Raw genomic sequence first — 17067 nt, 5'->3', positions numbered from 1 at the left:
GATGTGGTGTGGTGTGTGTGGTGCTGCGCGGGGGGCGTCAGAGATCGGCGCCGTGCAGCACGGCCTGCTGCGTGTGGCTGTCGAACAGGTGCAGCGCCGCCAGCGGCAGCTCCAGCGTGACGCGGCTGTGCGGCGCCAGGTCGAGCGCGCCGTCGGTCACCACCAGCAGCGTGTGCCCGCCGAGTTCGACGCCGATATGGCTCTGGTCGCCCTGCCATTGGTTGAAGGCCAATGGGCCTTGCACGATGTTATCGCCCGCCGGCTGTGCGTTGCCGCCGGCTGCAGGCATGTCGCCGCCCGGCGGCTGTGTGTCCAGGCGCACCTTGTGCGGCCGCACGCCGAGTTGCACCGCCTGCCCGTCTTGCAGGCCGGCGGCAGCCGCAATGCGCGCGGCGGGGCCAAAGCCCACGCGCAGCGCCTCGTGCCCTTGCCGGCCGCCGAGCAGCACCTCCAGCCGGCCTGCGCGGTGCGCCACCACGGCCGGGAGCAGGTTCATCGCCGGCTCGCCGATGAAGCCGGCGACGAACAGGTTGGCCGGCCGCTCCTTGAGCGCTTCGGGCGAGGCGAACTGCTGCAGCACGCCGTCCGACATCACGGCGATGCGGTCGGCCAGCGCCACGGCCTCGGTCTGGTCATGGGTCACGAACACCGAGGTCATCCGGTGCGCGATCAGGTAGTCCTTGATGCGCCCGCGCAGCAGCGAGCGCAGTTGCGGCTCCAACTGCGACATCGGCTCGTCGAGCAGGTACAGGTCGGCCGGGCGCACCAGCGCGCGCGCCAGGCTCACGCGCTGCTGCTGGCCGCCGGACAGCATGGGCGGGTAGCGCTCGAGGATGTCGGCGATCTCCAGCAGTTCGGCCACATGGCGCACGCGGCGGCGCACTTCGTCGCGCGCCACCTTGCCGCGCAGCAGGCCAAAGGCGATGTTGTCGTAGACCGTCAGCGGCGGGTACAGCGCATAGCCCTCGAAGGCCATGGCCACGTTGCGCTCGGCCGGGGCGAGCGCGTTGACGGTCTTGTCGCCGATGCGGATGCTGCCCTGGCTGACCGACTCGAAGCCGGCGATCATGCGCAGCGTCGAGGTCTTGCCGCAACCGGAGGAGCCGAGCAGGGCGATGATTTCGCCGTCATCGATGGCCATGCTGACCGACTTCACGGCCCAGTTGTCCGCGCGGCCTTTGCGCGTGTAGATCTTGCTCACGTCTTGCAGGCTCAGCGATGCCATGGCGACTCCGGGTTCAGATGCGGGCGCCGCTGGCGCGGTCGAAGAACATGCAGCGGCCCGGCACCAGCGTGGCAAAGCCGCCCAGGCGCTCGCGCCGCGCGGCCAGCACCGGGTCTTCGGGCCGGCTGGCCAGCAGTTCGGCGCCATCGCCGGCCTTGAGCAGCGCCACGGTGCGCACGTTGATCGGCATCGCCGCTTCCATGGTCACGGGCAGCGCGCCCGGCTGCGCTTCGGTGGAAAACAGCAGGTCTTCAGGGCGCACGCCGAGCACGCAGGCGCGCCCCTGCAACCCGGTGCAGGGGTCGGGCAGCACCAGCGTCTGGCCGCCGATCTGCACCTGCATCGCCCCGCCGGGGCCGCGCTGCGGCGTGACCTCGAACAGGTTGATCGGCGGGTCGCCAAACAGGCGCGCCACCTCGCGGCTTTGCGGATTGCGGTACACCCCGGCGGGCGAGTCGATCTGCGCGAAGCACCCGTCCACCAGCACGCCGATGCGGTCGCCCAGTGCCAGCGCTTCCCGGTAGTCCTGCGTCACGTACAGCACGGTGGAGCCGAAGGCCTTGAACAGCTTGGGAAACTCCAGCCGCATCTCGAAGCGGATCTTCGCGTCCACATTGCGCAGCGGGTCGTCGAGCAAAATCATCTGCGGCTTGTGCACCAGGCTGCGCGCCAGCGAGGTGCGCTGCTTTTGCCCGTTGGACAACTGCCGGGGGCTGTGGTCGAGCACATGCGCGATGCGCAGCAGTTCGGCCACCTCCTGCACCTGCCTGGCGATCCGGGCCTCGTCGATGGCGCGCGCGCGCAGCGGGCTGGCGATGTTCTCGAAAGCCGTCATATGCGGGTAGAGCGCGAAGTTCTGGAAAGCCATGGCCACGCCGCGCTGCTGTGCGCTGACGTCGCCGGCCCGCTGGCCGTCGATCAGGACCGTCCCGGCGTCAGGCTCCAGCAGCCCGGCGATATGGCGCAGCAAGGTGGTCTTGCCGGAGCCGGAGCCGCCGAACACCACCAGACATTCGCCGCGCTCGACCGCCAGGTCGAGCCCGTCGAGCAGCTTTTTCTTGCCGAAAGCCTTGCACAGGCCGCTGATGCTCAGATGGGGCATGCGTGGTTCCTCGATTCAGCCCTTGACCGCGCCGAGGCTCAGGCCTTCGACGAGGTAGCGCTGCGCGAACATCGCGATGGTGGCCGTGGGCAGCACGCTGAGCATCAGCGCTGCGGCGATCTGGCCGTATTGGATGCCCGAGGCGGTGATGAACGCCAGCGCGCCCACGGTGACCGGCTGCACGCTCGACGAGCCCAGGATCAGCGCAAAGACGAAGTTGTTCCACGCGAAGATGAACGCCAGCAGGCCGGCGGCGGCAATGCCGGGGCGGGCCAGCGGAATCGCGATCTTGACGAAGCTGCGCAGCCAACTGTGGCCGTCGAGCCGGTAGGCATGCTCGATGTCGGGGCTGATGTCCTCGAAATAGCCGCGCACGATCCACAGGATCAGTGGCAGCGTGATCAGTTGGTAGACCCAGATCAGGCCGACGTAGGTGTCATACAGGCCGATCTCCTGAAAGTACAGTTGCAGCGGCAGCAGCACCAGAATCGGCGGCGCGAAACGAAAGCTCAGCAGCGTGAACGCAATGTCCTCGCCGAGCCTGAACTTGAAGCGCGCAAACGCATAGGCCGCCGGCACGCCCAGCAGCAGCGACAGCGCCACCGACGCGCTCGACAGCAGCAGGCTGTTCCACAGGTTGTGCATGTAGTCGCTCGGCAGCGGCGCGCCGACATCGGTCTTGAGCTGGCCGGCCATCAGCGAGGCGTAGTTGTCCAGCGTCGGCGTGAAGGCCAGCGTCGGCGTGCTGCGCAGGATGTCCTGGTTGGACATGAAGGACATCAGCAGCACCCAGACGAACGGGAACAAAAAGAACAGCCCGACGGCCGTCAGCAAAACGGGGCGCGCGACGCGCCAGAAGGTGGCAGATCTCATGGTGTGTGCGTCTCGCCTCAGCTCAGACTTGGCCGCCCCGGGCGCGTTGCCGCAGTTTGAGCCAATGCCGGATGAACAGGGTCGACAGCGCGTAGGTGATGACCCACAGGATCAGCACCAGCGCCGCCGATTTGCCGATGTTCGAGAAGCTGAACGCCTCCAGGTACGCCTGCACCTGGAACACGGTGAGCGCGTCGCCGGGGCCGCCCTGCGTCATCGAGTAGATGATGTCGAACTGCTGCATGCTGTCGAGCATGCGGAACATGCAGGCCGTCAGGATGTAGGGCGTGAGCATCGGCAGCGTGATGCGAAAGAACACGAAGCTGGCCGGCACGCCGTCGAGCTGCGCGGCCTCGAAGGGCTGCGGCGGCAGCGCGCGCAGACCGGCCAGCAGCAGCACGACGATGAAGGGCGTGTAGACCCAGGTGTCGACCAGCACCACGGTGAACATCGCGGTATCGGGGTGCGAGGACCAGCCGAAGTCGCGGATGCCGAGCAGGCCGAGCAGGTAGTTGAGCACGCCGAAGCCGGGGTTGGTCATCAGCTTCCACATCAGGCTGGCGATGGCCGGCGCCACCATCAGCGGCAGGATCAGCAGCACGCTCAACGCGTTGTTGACGCGGTTGCGCTCCTTGAGCAGCAGCGCAATGCCCATGCCCAGCAGCAGTTGCACGCCCACCGTGGCCAGCATGTAGACCAGCGACACGCGCACGGTGTTCCAGAACGCGCCATCGGTGAGCAGGTCGATGTAGTTGTCAAACCAGATGTACTCGCGCTGGTCGGGAAAGGACAGGTTGTAGCGCTGCAATGAGTAGCCGACCGCAACGAAAAACGGGATCAGGATGCCAATGCACACCAGCAGGGCCGGGAGGCTGAGCAGGTACGGCAGCAGCGTCTGAAAACGCAGGCGCCGGCGCGGCCGCTGCGGCAAGGCGAGCCTGGTGGTGGCGGTCATCACGGTGACTCCGGGGGGGATGAGGTTCGATGCCAGTGTGCGCGGCGCGCCGGGCTTTGCGGCCCGCAGCACGGCCGCGAGCGGTCGCGCCGGGGCCGCTGGCGCCCTGGGGGCTTCAGGCCAGGCCCACGCCCTTGAGCTTGCGGGTCAGCGTCTCGGCCAGTTTGTCCAGCCCCTCGCCGACCGGCACCGTGCCGCCGTACATCTGTTGCAGCATCGACGCCCACTCGGTGGTGAATTCGGGAAACAACTGCTGCGGCGTGAAGTAGATCTTCGCGCCCTCCACGCTGGCCTGGTATTGCCGCAGGTAGCCGGGGTAGGACTTGTCCAGCCGCTCCTTGAACTGGGCGTTTTCCCAGACCGATTTGCGCACCGGGTTCACCAAGTCGCCCTGGGTGGCGCCGAAGGTGGTGTTCTGCGTGCCGGTGGCCCATTGCAGCAGGAACCAGGCGGCCTCCTTTTGTTTGGAGAACTCGCTCATCGCCAGCGACCAGATCCAGATATTGGGCGTGGGCGCCTTGGCGGCCGGGTTCGGCGTGAACGCGGCGTAGGCCAGGTTGCCGGCTTCCTTGTTGCTGCCGCTGTTGAAGAAGTAGCCCATGATGTCGGCGTCGTAGATCATCGCGCTATTGCCCGCGCCCAGATCGTTGCCGACCTCATACCAGGTGTAGTTGGTCCAGTTCTTCGGCCCGCCGTTCTTGATCATGTCGATCCACTGCTGGTGAAACTGCTTGCTCTGCGGCGTGTTCATTGCCGGCGTCAGCTTGCCGCCCGCGCTGTGGAAGTCCTTGTTGCCGAAGTTGGTGTACGCCGACAAAAAGCCGGCATGGATCGTGGCCCAACTGCGCGAGCCGCGCACGCCGATGCCGTAGCCCTTGCCGCTCTTGCTGATGCTGGCGGCCTTGTCCGCCAGGTCCGCCAGGTGGGTCGGCACGCCCAGTTTCAGCGCATCGAACAGGCGCTTGTTGTAGGCCAGGCTGTTGAGCTCGAAGCCCCAGGGCAAGGCCCATTGCTTGGCGCCCGGGCCGCCGAGTGCGGAGCCGGCCTTGCCGTCCCAGGACGTGGCGGCGCGCAGGTTCTGGTAGATATCCTCCCAGGCGTAGTTGGCCGAGGTGAGCTTGGGGTCTTGCAGGTACTGGTTCAGGTCGACGATCTGGCGCGCCGGGCCGTACTTCCAGGTCTGGTAGGCGCCGGTCATGAAAGCGTCGTACTGGCTGCTCTTGCTGGCCAGGGCTGCGGTCACCTTGTCGAAGTAGACATCTTCCGGAAAGATGTCGTAGCTGACATTCAAGCCGGTCAGGGCCTTGAAGTTCTCGATGTTCTTGACCATCGCATCCACATACGGATGCTTGTTCAGCAGCAGTTTGACGGTCTTGCCCTTGTGCTTCATGAAGTCGACGCCGCCGTCCTGGGCGAGGGCCCGGGTCGACACGGCATTGAGCATCAGGCCGGCGGCGCTGCTGCCAAAACCGAGGGCGCTGGCGCGCGCCAGAAACTCGCGACGCTCCAGCCGCCGATCGTGGCATGCCCGTGCGAGGGCTTTGAGTGCTTCAGACATTGGGTGAGTCTCCTGTTTTCAAACCATGCGAACGGGGTCGGCCAGCGGCTGTGGTCTGCGCCTTGCCGCCGCCCCCCGGGGTACGAAGCACGGCCTTGGCCGTCGCCTCGTCCACGATCAAGGCCGTCAGCACGCCGGTGCGCAATACCGCCCGGATCGCATCCGCCTTGTCCTTGCCACCCGCCACGGCCAGCACATCGCGGCCGCGCAGGTCATCGAGCGCAACGCCGACCGCGCGTTCGTTCATCTCATGCGTGATCGGGCTGCCATCGACGGCGATGAAGCGGCCCAGCAATTCGCCCACGGCGCCCGCAGCGCGCACCGACCGGAACTCCTCGGCGGTCAGCGTCTGGCTGCGCAGCAACTGCGTGTCGGATGTCAGGCTGGCGATGCCGACCACGCACAGCTGGCATTCACGCGCCAGCCGGAACACGTCCTGCACACCGCGCTGGGCGCGCAGCACCTCGGCGTCGGCCATGCTGTCGGCGACGACGGGCACGGGCAAGAAGTAGCATTCGCCGCCGGTGCGCTCGGCCAGTTTGGCGATCACGTCGTAGGGGTTGGCCGACGAGCGCCGCGTCAGGCTGCCGAGCACCGAGACGAAGCGCGTGCCGGGCAGTTGCAGGCTCGGCAGCCGCTCGACCATCGCGGCCAGCGTGCGGCCATGGCCGATGCCGACCGTGTGCAGGTCGCCCTTGCCGAGCAGGCGGTGCAGGTAGCGCGCAGCGGCCACGGCCAGGGCGGCGATGGTCGATTCCGGTTGCTCCGGGCCGCCCATGTCGGGCACGACCACGCAGCGCCTGAGGCCGCAACGACGCATCAGTTCGTCTTCGAGCGCCATGCACTCGGCGGGCACGCCCTCGACGAAGAACTTCACCAGCCCGTTTTCCATCGCCGAGGCCACCAAGCGCTGCACCTTGACGCGGGAAATCGCCAGGCGCTCGGCAATCACCTCCTGCGTGTAGCCGCCGACATAGGCCAGCCAGGCGGCACGAATCGCCAGGCCGCGCTCAGCGTCCATGACCGGCCCCGGGCAGCACGGGCAGCAGGTTGCGAATAATTGTTCTTTGTCTATTCATTTGTTCAAGAGTATGCGCATGTGAACGCCGCATCGAAATGGTGATTACCCTTAGGCTCCGTCAGCCGCCCGGCGCGCGCGCGAGTCGACGAATTGGCCGGCGAGCTGGGGCAGTGGGGCAGTCACCCGCCAGACGCTGCCCGATCTGCCCGCCACCGCCGCCACGCGCCAAGCGACGGGGCTATCGTTCCGGCGCTGCCGGGGCTCGATGGTTCAGGGGGCTTGGGGGCTTGGGGGCTTGGGGGCCGGGGCGGCTCACCCATCCTGGCGCGGGCCGCCCGCCTCGCGCTCGACGCGCTGCCAGATCTCGACGCCCATCGGGTCGTCGATCTCCTCCAGGATATGGCCCACCAGGCCGACCGCGCGCGCCATCACGCCCAGGCCACGGATGATGCGCCACGGAAAACCGAACTCGCAGGCAATCGCGCCGATGGCGCCGGTGGCATTGATCGGCAAAGATTTGCCCGACACGCGCTCAGCCTCGGACTGCACCGCCTGCATCAGCGCCACATAGTGGCCCGACAGGCCGTTCTCGGCCGCGATCTGGAACAGGCGCGGCGTGCGCGGGTCTATCGGCTTGTGCAGCGGATGGCCCAGGCCGGGCACGATCTCCTTGCGGCTGCGATGGTCCGCCACGATCGCGCGCGCCAGCACATCGGGCGCCTGCGTCGGCGCGCTGCCGGCGGCGATGGCCTGGTACAACATGCGCGCCGCGCCCTCGGTGCTGCCGACGAAGACGCTGCCAAGCCCGCACAGCCCGGCGGCCACCGCTGCCTGCAATGATTCGGGAGCGCCGGCGTAGGTCAGGCGCGCCACCAGCGCACTGGGGGTGATGCCATGCTCGACCAGCGTCACCAGGATGGCGTTGAAGGTCACGGACTGCTGCGGCGTCGGGGCGCGGCCGGTCAGTTCCAGGAAGGCCATGTCGCCCAGATTGAAGTGGCCGAGGATCTCCGAAGGCAGATCCCGCCCGCGCACGGTGATCTTGTCCGGCGTGCTGTGGCCGAGTTCGGTATGCAGGGACTTCTTGATTTTGCTCATCGCGGGCCTGAAGGTGGAAAGGGACAAGAGGGACGAAAGGGACGGTGCGATGAATCTATCCCCCCGGCAGGACGCGCCGTTCAGTGATTGCCAAACCCTTCCTTTGGCAAAAGCGAATGCCGGGCCAGGCCGTCTTCTGGCACGCTCGCCGGCACACTGATTGATGGCACGCGATGGCACGATTGCCGAGACAAAGGCGCACAGCCCATGGACCACGAATCACAGGCAGCGATCCGCGAGGCGGCGCTCGACTACTTCACCCGCAGCGACAGCATCGGGCGCTGCCGCGCGTGGGTCGAGCCGCCGCCCGGCATTGCCGCAGGCGCTGCAAGCCCGGGCTGGGCCGCTTTGGCCGAGCTCGGCTGGCCCGGCATGTTGGCGCCCGAGTCGGTCGGCGGCCTGGCGCTGGGCCTGACCGGCGCGGCCGAAATCCTGTGCGCCGCCGGCACGCATGTGGCGCCAGAGCCGCTGCTGGCGGTTGCCGGCCTGAGCGCCGTATTGCTGGCGCGCCTAGTGTCGCGTCACGGATCAGATGTCGTAGGCTGCGCGCAGCCAATACCGAGCGTATTGGCAAGCGATGCAACGCCGCGATGCGCTTCGATGGCCAGCGCAGACCGACAGATGATCGGTGACGCGACACTAGAGCGGACCGGCGCGCGTGCGCTGCTGGCCGAGTTGGTGGCAGGCCGCAGCCTGCCCGCGCTGGCCTGGCAGGAAAGCCCCGGCGACCTCAGCGCCGTGCCGCTGAACTGCGGCTGCGAGCCGCGCACCGGGCCTGAAGGCGGCGTGCTGCTGCAAGGCGAAAAACTGATGGTGCTGCCTGGCGCCGCCGCCAGCGGCTGGCTGGTGTCGGCGCGCGGCGATGGCGATGGCGACACCGTGCTGCTGTGGGTTCCCCGTGGCACGCCGGGCGTGAGCGAGACCCTCACCACCCTGGTCGACGGCACGCAGGCGGCGGCGCTGCGCCTGGAGCAGGTGGCGCTGCCCGCCAGCGCCTTGCTGGCCCAGGGCAACGCCGCGCAGGATGCGTTGCGCCAGGCGCTCGCCTGCGCCCGGATTCTGCAATCGGCAGAACTGCTCGGCGTTGGCCAGGCGATGCTGGAGCAGACCCTGGCCCATCTGCGCAGCCGCTCGCAGTTCGGCGTGCCCATTGGCAGCTTTCAGGCCCTGCAGCACCGCTGCGTGGACATGTACATCCACCTGGAAGTCGCCCGCGCCACGCTGGCCGAGGTGCTGGCGCTGGCGGATGCGATGCTGGCGGAGACGACACTGGCCCTGGAGCGGCTGGAAGCGCAGGCCAGCCGCGTCAATGCGCGTTGCAGCGCGGCGGCGCTGCTGATCTCGCGTTCGGCGCTGCAATTGCACGGCGCGATCGGCTACACGCAGGAATGCGCGCTGAGCCTGTTCTACAAGCGCACGCTGCGCCTGTCGGCCTGGCTGGGCAATGCCTCGGCGCACCAGCGCCACTATGCGGCGCTCGCCGCAGCCGCGCCGACCGGCGCCGGGCCAGCCCCGGACGACGCCGCATGGGAACAGGGCTTTCCCCGCACGGCCGACTGGGCCGCGATGCCCGAGGCGCCATTCCGGCGCATGTTGCGCGCGTTCCTGCGCCAGCACTATCCGGCGCCACTGCGCTACCTGTCGCACCGTGCGCGCTGGAGCGAGATGCGCGCCTGGTACCTCAGGCTATCGGCGCAGGGCTGGATCGCGCCGGCCTGGCCGCAGGCGCATGGCGGCATGGGCCTGCCCGCCGACAAGCTGATCGCCTGGATCGAAGAATTGGAGCAGTACGGCGTGGCCCGCGCGCCGGACCAGGGCATCGTGATGATCGGCCCGCTGCTGATACAGCACGGCACGCCCGGGCAGCAGCAGCGCTTCTTGCCGAAGATCCTCAGCGGCGAGCATGTGTGGTGCCAGGGCTACTCCGAGCCGAATGCCGGCTCCGACCTGGCGGGTCTGCGCACCGAGGCCGTCCGGGCGCAAGATGCCCAGGGCGAGCACTTCATCGTCAACGGCCAAAAAATCTGGACCACGCTGGCACAGGACGCCAACCATATCTTCATGCTGGTGCGCACCGACAAAAACGCCAAAAAGCAGGCCGGCATCAGCTTTTTGCTGTGCGACCTGCGCACGCCCGGCATCACGATCCGCCCCATCCAGACGCTGGCCGGCGAGCCCGAATTTTGTGAACTGTTTTTCGACGACGTGCGCGTGCCCGCCGAGAACCTGGTGGGCCAGCTCCATGCGGGCTGGAGCATCGCCAAGGCGCTGCTCGGCTTCGAGCGCATCTTTCTCGGCAGCCCGAAACAGTCGCAATACGCGCTGGGCCAACTCGAGCGCCTGGCGCAGGCGCGCCGGCTGTTTGCCGACCCGGTATTCGTGCAGCGCTACACCGCGCTGCGCCTGGACGTGGCCGATCTGTCGGCGGCCTACGCCGGATTCGCGAACATCGTCAAAGCCGGCAAGCCACTGCCGGCATCGGTCTCGCTGCTCAAAATCTGGGCCAGCGAAACCTATCACCGCATCGGCGCCCTGCTGGTCGAGGCCAGCGAGGAGCAAGGCGCAATCGCCGGCGACCAGGAACTCGACGGCCAGACATTCAACGCGCTGGCGCCGCTGATCGGCGCCAGCAGCGCCATGATCTACGGCGGCACCAACGAGATACAGCGCAACATCCTGGCACGCCAGGTGCTGCACCTGCCTGGATAGGCGGCCCGGCCATCCATGCCCGCCGTTGCCCGGGGATTCGCTGCACCGTGGCCCGGTGCAGCCGGCGCTGCACGGTGGTAGCGGCCCGTGGCCCGGACATTTCACGAGGACTTGCGCAAATCGGCATCAGATATTCAATGACAACCACCCCATCTCCAGGCCGCCTGCCTTGGTCGATTTATTTGCTGACACTGGCCCAGGCATTCAATCTGACCGCAGCGGTCATCTCCGTCACCATTGCGGCCCTGGTCGGAACGAAACTGGCCGCGACCGCAGCCCTCGGCACGATACCCTATGGTATTCAATTTGCCGCCGTCATGCTGTTTACTTACCCGGCATCGATGCTGATGCGGCGCCATGGGCGGCGCATCGTATTTTCCCTGGGCGCAGTCTTTCTGATCAGCGCCGGTTTGGTTGGCTATATCGCCGTCACGCAAGAGAGCTTCCTGCTTTTGATCGTCGCGCATGGGCTACTGGGCATTTATATCGCCTGCGCCAATTTCTATCGATTTGCCGCCGTTGACGATCTTCCCCCTGAAACCAAGGCGCGCGCCATCTCATGGGTTGTGGCCGGTGGCGTGCTGGCGGCAATCATTGGGCCGGCCATTGCCAGTTCATTGCGCAATGTCGTCGGCCATACCGATTTTTCCCTGTGCTATGCTGCGTTTTCTGCTTTGGGCATGCTGACCTTGTTGCTGATGGCATTATGGACTCCGCCAAAGACTGCCCGAATGCATGAAGCCGGCGCAAATCCGGTGCCGGCAGTGCAATCCGGGCAATGGAACATTGCCATCGTCGCCGCCATCGTCGCGTCGGCTGGCGGCTACTTCGTGATGAATTTGCTGATGGTGCAAGCCTCGCTGGTCATGAAAAACATCTGTTCTTTCGATGCCTCTTCACGCGCCATTCAAGTTCATGTGCTGGCAATGTTCGTTCCCTCATTCTTTACCGGCTCACTGATCGGCGCCATCGGCCTGCGGCAAGTCCTGATCACCGGATTCATGCTGCTGCTCGGTGCGGCGGGATTTGGCATGATGGATATCAGTTACCATGCCGTATTCATCGGGTTGATTCTGGTTGGCTTGGGTTGGAATCTCGTTTATGTGGGCGGTGGCGCATTGCTCACCCAAAAGGTCAGCGACCAGGAACGCCATCGCTGGCAAGGAATCAACGACACCCTGATCGCCGGGTGTGCCACGCTGGGCGCGTTTCTGCCTGCTCCGCTGCTGGCCGGCTTTGGCTGGATGGGCACCAACATGATGATGGTGCCATTATGTTTTGCCGGAATGTTTTTATGCTGGAAAACATTCGCGGGAGCCCATCGTCGTGCCTGATCCGGGTTCGCCAACGCATGTTCAGGTAATGAAAATGCCAATGCAGATCGGCCGGCGCGCAGCGATTTCATTATGTGCAGCCATCGACGGAACGGCGCACGGCCCGGGTTCGGGTTGCGCAAGCTCCATCCACCAAGGAAATGATGCATGAAAAAGAATCTGAACGGCCTGTACCATTGGGACCATTGGGATCATTTCGACCGCCTGGACGGGGGGCGCCGCCGCCTGCTGGCGCTGGCCGCCGCCGGTCCGCTGCTCGGCTGGTCCGCAGGCGCTGGCGCGCAGGCCGGCGCGCACCTGCCGGGCATCATCAAGCTCGTCGTCGGCTACAGCGCGGGCGGCCCGGTGGACGGCTGTGCGCGGCTGCTGGCGCCGGCCCTGGCGGCCGAACTCGGCACCCAGGTCATCGTCGAGAACCGGCCCGGCGCGAGCGGCTCGCTCGGCGGCGACGCGGTGGCCAAGGCGCCGCCCGATGGCGCGATGATCTACTTCGGCGCCAGCCCGACCATCACCATCAACCCCAACATCCAGCGCAAGATGTCGTTCGACCCGGGCAAGGACCTGCTGCCGATCGCGCCGCTGCTGACCTACACCAATGTGCTGGTGGTCAACCCGGAACTGCCGGTGCGCAATGTCGGCGAACTGCTGGCCTATGCCCGCGCCAACCCCGGCAAGCTGTTCTACGGCTCGGCCGGCATTGGCGCCTCCAACCACATGAGCGCCGCGCTGCTGGAGCGCATGACCGGCGCGCCGCTGTCGCATGTGCCGTACAAGGGCAATGCGCCGGCAATGTCCGACGTGATGGCGGGCAATATCGCGATGATGTTCGACATCGTCGCCAGCGCGCGCGCCTACATCACGTCCGGCAAGGTGCGCGCGCTGGCCGTCACCTCGCGCCAGCGCAATCGCATGTTGCCCGGCGTGCCGACCATGATCGAGTCCGGCGTGGCCGACTACGATGTCGGCGGCTGGTATGGCCTGTACGGCCCGGCCGGCATGGACAAGGCGCTGGCGGCGCGCATCACGGCCGCAGTGCGCAAGATGCTGGCACGCGAAGACGTGGCCGCGCGCCTGCTCGACCAGGGCTACGATGTCTGGGCCGGCACGGCCGAGACGCTGGCCGCCAAGGGCCAGGCAGACCGCAAGCTCTGGGCGCTGGCGGCCAAGGGAATCGAGGCCGACTGAGCGGCTGCTGCCGGCAGCGCGGCGGCACACTAGTGTCGCGTCACGGATCAGATGTCGTAGGCTGCGCGCAGCCATCGGAGCGCAGCGCAAGGCGCATCGCGCAGCCCATACCGAGCGTATTGGCAAGCGATGCAACGCCGCGATGCGCTTCGATGGCCAGCGCAGACCGACAGATGATCGGTGACGCGACACCAGGCCCGGGTGCGATTCCGCAGTGGCCGGCGATCACGGGGTCACGCGCTGGCTGGCCTTGGCCGCCCATGTCTGCGCCAGACAATGGCATGCAGCCGTCATGCGTGTGGGCGTCGATGACGCCTGGCGCGAGCGACGACCAGCCCCGCCGCGTCGATTCCACGCCGCACGCGCTGCGCGCATGGCGCTGCGCTGCGCGCCATGCGGGCGCCGCAGATGGCGATGCCGCCATCGACGCACGCAGCGCCCGCGCCGTCAGCGATGCCCGCGTTGCGGATCAGGATGCCGCAGGCAGGCAGGGTCACGATGGCGCCCCGTGGCGCTGGCGCACTGCGCTGCGCGCGAGCGGCCTGAAATTCTTGAAGTCCCAGTCACGCCCGGGTGCGGCCTCGATCAGCGCGTTGGTGTAGGGCTGGCTCGGGGCGGTCAGCACCTGCGCGGCCGGCCCCTGCTCGATCGTTCGGCCGTGTTGCATGACCATGATGTTGTCGCAGATCTGCGCGGCGACGCGCAGGTCATGGGTGATGAACAAAATCGCCACGCCGGTCCGCTGGCGGATGTCTTGCAGCAGCGCGAGCACCTGCGCTTGCACCGAGACATCGAGCGCCGAGACGGCTTCGTCGGCCACCAGGATGTCCGGCTCCAGCGCAAGCGCGCGCGCAATGCAGATGCGCTGGCGCTGCCCGCCCGAGAACTGGTGCGGATAACGCTCCAGCAACCCGGCATCGACGCCGACGGAGGCGCACAGCGCGCGCGCCCTGTGCATGGCTTGGGGGCGAGGCATGCCGTGGCTGATCAGCCCTTCGATCATCGACTCGCCCACGCGCACACGCGGATTCAGCGATCGGTATGGATCCTGAAACACGATCTGCACGCGCTGGCGCAGCGCGCGCAGGGCACGGCCGCGCGTTCGGGCGATGTCCACGCCATGGATATGGATAGCGCCCGAACTGGGTTCTTGCAATCGGACGATGCAACGGGCCACCGTCGATTTACCGCAGCCGGATTCGCCAACGATGCCCAAAATTTCGCCGCGCCGCAGCGTGAAATGGATGTCCTGCGCTGCGGCTACACATTGGGCGCGGCCGAACCACCGCCTCTGGCTGTAGGTCTTGCCCAGGCCCGAGGCTTGCAGGACGATCGCGCCCTGACTCGGCGGCCGCGCTTCGGGCACGAGGCTGGGCACCGACGACACCAGCGTTCGCGTGTAGGCCGTCGCGGGGCGCATCAGGATGTCGTCGCGCGTGCCGGTTTCGACCACCTGGCCATGGTTCATGACGACCACCCGGTTTGCGATCTCGGCAACGACGCCGAAATCGTGCGTGATGAAGAGCACCGCCGTGCCATGCTGCTGCTGGAGTTCGCGCACGAGTGCCAGTATCTGCTTTTGCGTCGTCACATCGAGCGCCGTGGTCGGCTCATCGGCGATCAGCAGCTTGGGCTTGAGAATCAGGGCCATCGAGATCACCACCCGTTGGCGCTGGCCGCCGGACAATTGGTGCGGGTAGGCCTCATATATCCGCACCGGATCGGGCATGTGCACCGAGCGCAGCATCTCCAGCACCTGCGCGCGCCGATGCGCCTTGCTGGCGCAGCCGTGAAGGCGCAGCACCTCGTCGATCTGCCAGCCTATCTTCTCGACCGGATTGAGCGCCGTCATCGGCTCCTGGAACACCATTGCCAACTGCGTGCCGCGCAGCTCGCGCTGGCGCGCGGGGCTGGCATCGAGGAGGTTCTCGCCATCCAGCAGGATGCGCCCGGCGACGCAGCGCAGTTCGTCGGGAGCGAGCAGGCCCATGGCGGAAAAGGCCATGACGGACTTTCCCGAACCCGACTCCCCCACCACGCAGACGGTCTCGCCCGCCATGACCTGCAAGCTCACGCCCTTGACGATGGCGCGCCCGCCCGGGCCTGCAACGTTGACCTGTAGCTGCTCGATCGCGAGTACGGCATGGCCCATGGTCACCGCTTTCCGCTGCGTGGATCGAGCATGTCACGCAGCATGTCGCCAAGAACGTTCACGCTCAGCAACGTCAACGCCAAAATGATGCCGGGATACAGGATCAGGCCCGGAAAGAGCAGGAAATAGGCCCGGCCATCGGCCGTGATGTTGCCCCACGACGGCGTCTCCGAGGGCAGGCCCGCGCCCAGAAAACTCAGCGTGGCCTCGGTCAGGATGGCCGAGGCGAAGATGTACGTACCCTGGACGATCAGCGGGGCCACGGTGGCCGGCACCATATGGCGCAACAGCAACCGGGGGGCGCGCGCGCCCAGCGCGATGGCGGCCTCCACATACGGCTCCGAGCGCACGCCCAGAATCACGCCGCGCACCAGCCGGACCACCCGTGGCACCTCGGGCACGGTGATCGCCACCAGCACCGTCAGCAACGTGCTGCCGGTCAGCGAGACCAGCGCGATGGCCAAAAGGATGCCCGGAATGGCCATCACGCCATCCATGACCCGCATCACGATCGCATCGGCCACGCGAAAGTAGCCCGCCACCACCCCGATCACCAGGCCCAGCGCGATGCTCGCAACCATGGCGCCCAGGCCAATGATCAGCGACACCCGCGCGCCATACAGCACACGCGAATAGGTGTCACGCCCGAAAACATCGGTGCCAAGCCAATGGTCGGCCGAGATCGGTGCCAGCCGTTGCGACGGATCGATCGCCACCGGGTCCACCGTGCCCAGTAGCGGGGCAAACAGGGCCAGCAGCACGACCGTGGCAAAAATCGCCAAGGCGACCGCCGCCGGTCCGCGGGTCAGTTGCGCCCTGAACTGCCCCGGGCCTTTGGGTGACGGCGCCGTGTTCGGCGCGGTCGCCGGCATCGGGAGATTGAAGAAATCCGTTTTCATGCAGTCCTCAATATCGGATGCGGGGATCCAACACGGTGTAGAGCACATCGACGAGCAGGTTGATCAGGATGTAGCTGAAGGAAAACAGCAGGATCAAGCCTTGAATCACGGGGTAGTCGCGCGCCAGCACCGCCTCGACGACCAGGCGGCCGAGCCCGGGCAGATTGAACACCGACTCCGTCACCACTACGCCGGTGATCAGCGAGGCGACCCCTATGCCGATGATCGTGACGATCGACACCGCCGCATTGCGTAAGGCGTGGCGCAGCAAGATCGTGCTGTCTTTCGCGCCCTTGGCCCGGACGGTGCGGATGAAGTCCTCGCCCATCACTTCGAGGATGCTGCTGCGCGTGATGCGGGCCACCAGCGCGATATAAATGCCGCTCAGCGCCAGCGCCGGCAGCACCAGGCGCTGCGCGAACGGCCAGATGCCTTCGGCCAGCGGCTTGTAGCCCTGCACGGGAAACCAGCCCATCTTCATCGAGAACAGATAAATCAGCAGATAAGCGACAACGAAGGTGGGCACCGAAAAGCCCAGCGCCGACAGGGTCATGACCAGCCGGTCGAGCCACCTTCCACGCTGCGACGCGGCGATCACCCCCAGTGGAAGCGCCACCATGATGGTCAGCGCAATGGTGCACAGCGCCAGCGCCAGGGTCGGCCCCATGCGGATGCCGATCATTTGCCGCACCGGCGTGCCCGACAGCAGGGACACGCCGAGATCGCCGCGCATCAACTGCCCCATCCAGGACGCGAACTGGGCCGGAATGGATTTGTCCAGCCCCATGGTCTGGCGGACTTTTTCGAGCTGGGCCCCGGTGGCATCGTCGCCGGCCAAAATGGCCGCCGGATCGCCCGGCGTGAGCCGCAGCATGGCGAACACCACGACGGCCACCATGAGCATCACCGGCAGCGTTGCCAGCAACCGGCGCCCGATGTAGCTTAGCGTGCCCATG

At 66.8% G+C, this 17067-nt stretch carries 15 protein-coding genes; 3 read left to right on the top strand and 12 right to left on the bottom strand.

Going from position 1 to position 17067, the window contains the following annotated elements; all coding sequences use genetic code 11:
- Nucleotides 1-37: 37 nt before the first annotated feature.
- From VEIS_RS09865 to VEIS_RS09835, 7 genes are all read right to left on the bottom strand, one after another.
- Entirely contained in the window at nt 38-1225 is a 1188-nt protein-coding gene (locus VEIS_RS09865) for an ABC transporter ATP-binding protein (RefSeq protein ID WP_011809773.1), read from the bottom strand.
- 13 nt (nt 1226-1238) lie between these two features.
- On the bottom strand, nt 1239-2327 hold the full coding sequence (locus tag VEIS_RS09860) for an ABC transporter ATP-binding protein (protein ID WP_011809772.1): 1089 nt from the start codon (nt 2325-2327) through the stop codon (nt 1239-1241).
- A gap of 15 nt (nt 2328-2342) precedes the next feature.
- Nucleotides 2343-3200 (bottom strand): carbohydrate ABC transporter permease, encoded by an 858-nt coding sequence (locus VEIS_RS09855; RefSeq protein ID WP_011809771.1) that lies wholly within the window; start codon nt 3198-3200, stop codon nt 2343-2345.
- A 22-nt stretch (nt 3201-3222) separates the two neighbouring features.
- Complete coding sequence (locus VEIS_RS09850; protein ID WP_011809770.1) at nt 3223-4155, bottom strand: carbohydrate ABC transporter permease; 933 nt, start codon at nt 4153-4155, stop codon at nt 3223-3225.
- Between the two features lie 115 nt (nt 4156-4270).
- Nucleotides 4271-5713 (bottom strand): ABC transporter substrate-binding protein, encoded by a 1443-nt coding sequence (locus VEIS_RS09845; RefSeq protein ID WP_011809769.1) that lies wholly within the window; start codon nt 5711-5713, stop codon nt 4271-4273.
- Nucleotides 5706-6734, bottom strand: coding sequence for a sugar-binding transcriptional regulator (locus VEIS_RS09840; protein ID WP_011809768.1), 1029 nt, complete (start codon nt 6732-6734; stop codon nt 5706-5708). Before VEIS_RS09840 ends, VEIS_RS09845 begins: the two co-directional genes overlap by 8 nt.
- A 312-nt stretch (nt 6735-7046) precedes the next feature.
- Nucleotides 7047-7832: a citryl-CoA lyase gene (locus VEIS_RS09835; protein ID WP_011809767.1), complete on the bottom strand. Its 786-nt coding sequence runs from the start codon at nt 7830-7832 to the stop codon at nt 7047-7049.
- A gap of 207 nt (nt 7833-8039) precedes the next feature.
- Here VEIS_RS09835 and VEIS_RS09830 point away from each other — a divergent pair, with 207 nt between their 5' ends.
- From VEIS_RS09830 to VEIS_RS09820, 3 genes are all read left to right on the top strand, one after another.
- Entirely contained in the window at nt 8040-10541 is a 2502-nt protein-coding gene (locus VEIS_RS09830; protein WP_011809766.1) for an acyl-CoA dehydrogenase, read from the top strand.
- 137 nt (nt 10542-10678) lie between these two features.
- A complete protein-coding gene (locus VEIS_RS09825) occupies nt 10679-11875 on the top strand; it encodes an MFS transporter (RefSeq protein WP_011809765.1) in 1197 nt (398 codons plus the stop codon).
- A 147-nt stretch (nt 11876-12022) separates the two neighbouring features.
- A complete protein-coding gene (locus VEIS_RS09820) occupies nt 12023-13060 on the top strand; it encodes a Bug family tripartite tricarboxylate transporter substrate binding protein (protein ID WP_011809764.1) in 1038 nt (345 codons plus the stop codon).
- Between the two features lie 40 nt (nt 13061-13100).
- Here the strand turns inward: VEIS_RS09820 and VEIS_RS28505 are convergent, their stop codons facing one another.
- Genes VEIS_RS28505 through VEIS_RS09800 form a run of 5 tightly spaced genes read right to left on the bottom strand, consistent with a single transcriptional unit; the run spans nt 13101 to nt 17066 of the window.
- Nucleotides 13101-13343 carry a hypothetical protein gene (locus VEIS_RS28505; RefSeq protein ID WP_157048455.1) on the bottom strand — a complete coding sequence of 81 codons (243 nt, stop codon included), beginning with the start codon at nt 13341-13343 and terminating at the stop codon, nt 13101-13103.
- Nucleotides 13344-13350: 7 nt separating this feature from the next.
- Nucleotides 13351-13557: a hypothetical protein gene (locus tag VEIS_RS28500; protein WP_157048454.1), complete on the bottom strand. Its 207-nt coding sequence runs from the start codon at nt 13555-13557 to the stop codon at nt 13351-13353.
- Entirely contained in the window at nt 13554-15212 is a 1659-nt protein-coding gene (locus VEIS_RS09810) for a dipeptide ABC transporter ATP-binding protein (protein WP_011809763.1), read from the bottom strand. The genes VEIS_RS28500 and VEIS_RS09810 overlap by 4 nt, the downstream gene beginning before the upstream one ends.
- A gap of 2 nt (nt 15213-15214) precedes the next feature.
- Complete coding sequence (locus VEIS_RS09805) at nt 15215-16111, bottom strand: ABC transporter permease (protein ID WP_011809762.1); 897 nt, start codon at nt 16109-16111, stop codon at nt 15215-15217.
- 7 nt (nt 16112-16118) lie between these two features.
- Nucleotides 16119-17066, bottom strand: a complete 948-nt coding sequence (locus VEIS_RS09800; protein ID WP_011809761.1) for an ABC transporter permease — start codon at nt 17064-17066, stop codon at nt 16119-16121.
- Nucleotide 17067 lies beyond the last annotated feature (1 nt).

This window comes from Verminephrobacter eiseniae EF01-2, assembly GCF_000015565.1.
In the GTDB taxonomy this organism is placed as follows: Bacteria; Pseudomonadota; Gammaproteobacteria; order Burkholderiales; family Burkholderiaceae_C; genus Acidovorax; species Acidovorax eiseniae.
The sequence above is the reverse complement of the archived record's forward strand: the minus strand, read 5'-3'. Positions and strand labels throughout refer to the sequence as shown.

Excerpts from the sequence above, each read along its gene's own strand:
- VEIS_RS09865 (WP_011809773.1), bottom strand. The coding sequence starts at position 1,225 with ATGGCATCGCTGAGCCTGCAAGACGTGAGCAAGATCTACACGCGCAAA.
- VEIS_RS09860 (WP_011809772.1), bottom strand. The coding sequence starts at position 2,327 with ATGCCCCATCTGAGCATCAGCGGCCTGTGCAAGGCTTTCGGCAAGAAA.
- VEIS_RS09855 (WP_011809771.1), bottom strand. The coding sequence starts at position 3,200 with ATGAGATCTGCCACCTTCTGGCGCGTCGCGCGCCCCGTTTTGCTGACG.
- VEIS_RS09850 (WP_011809770.1), bottom strand. The coding sequence starts at position 4,155 with ATGACCGCCACCACCAGGCTCGCCTTGCCGCAGCGGCCGCGCCGGCGC.
- VEIS_RS09845 (WP_011809769.1), bottom strand. The coding sequence starts at position 5,713 with ATGTCTGAAGCACTCAAAGCCCTCGCACGGGCATGCCACGATCGGCGG.
- VEIS_RS09840 (WP_011809768.1), bottom strand. The coding sequence starts at position 6,734 with ATGGACGCTGAGCGCGGCCTGGCGATTCGTGCCGCCTGGCTGGCCTAT.
- VEIS_RS09835 (WP_011809767.1), bottom strand. The coding sequence starts at position 7,832 with ATGAGCAAAATCAAGAAGTCCCTGCATACCGAACTCGGCCACAGCACG.
- VEIS_RS09830 (WP_011809766.1), top strand. The coding sequence starts at position 8,040 with ATGGACCACGAATCACAGGCAGCGATCCGCGAGGCGGCGCTCGACTAC.
- VEIS_RS09825 (WP_011809765.1), top strand. The coding sequence starts at position 10,679 with ATGACAACCACCCCATCTCCAGGCCGCCTGCCTTGGTCGATTTATTTG.
- VEIS_RS09820 (WP_011809764.1), top strand. The coding sequence starts at position 12,023 with ATGAAAAAGAATCTGAACGGCCTGTACCATTGGGACCATTGGGATCAT.
- VEIS_RS28505 (WP_157048455.1), bottom strand. The coding sequence starts at position 13,343 with ATGCCATTGTCTGGCGCAGACATGGGCGGCCAAGGCCAGCCAGCGCGT.
- VEIS_RS09810 (WP_011809763.1), bottom strand. The coding sequence starts at position 15,212 with ATGGGCCATGCCGTACTCGCGATCGAGCAGCTACAGGTCAACGTTGCA.
- VEIS_RS09805 (WP_011809762.1), bottom strand. The coding sequence starts at position 16,111 with ATGAAAACGGATTTCTTCAATCTCCCGATGCCGGCGACCGCGCCGAAC.
- VEIS_RS09800 (WP_011809761.1), bottom strand. The coding sequence starts at position 17,066 with ATGGGCACGCTAAGCTACATCGGGCGCCGGTTGCTGGCAACGCTGCCG.